The following is a 229-nucleotide window of genomic DNA, read 5'->3' as shown; positions in this document are numbered from 1 at the left end:
GACCAGGTCTTGAACACGCTGAGGGTTCTTATGGCACAGTCAGCTGTAAGGCACTCACCTGATGAAGTAAAAATTGCAGCCTTTTATGAAGAAAAGGAGTCCACCGAGTGGCAATGGCTGCGGTGGCTTCCGCATACATGGGACGATGACCGGTCAAGCCGCTATTTGGCGGACCGCCGGAGCAGCGCCCACCAGCTGGCCGACGAAATCTTCACGCAGCTGCATCGCC

Annotated in this window: 1 protein-coding gene; it reads left to right on the top strand. The window is 56.3% G+C overall.

Going from position 1 to position 229, the window contains the following annotated elements; genetic code table 11:
- Positions 1 to 30 precede the first annotated feature (30 nt).
- On the top strand, positions 31 to 229 hold a 199-nt coding region (locus ACSNOG_RS34140), incomplete at its 3' end, for a hypothetical protein (RefSeq protein WP_436756542.1).

The sequence above is a fragment of the Streptomyces sp. URMC 124 genome, assembly GCF_051386455.1.
GTDB lineage: Bacteria > Actinomycetota > Actinomycetes > Streptomycetales > Streptomycetaceae > Streptomyces.
This window is presented reverse-complemented; position numbering and strand designations above follow the sequence as displayed.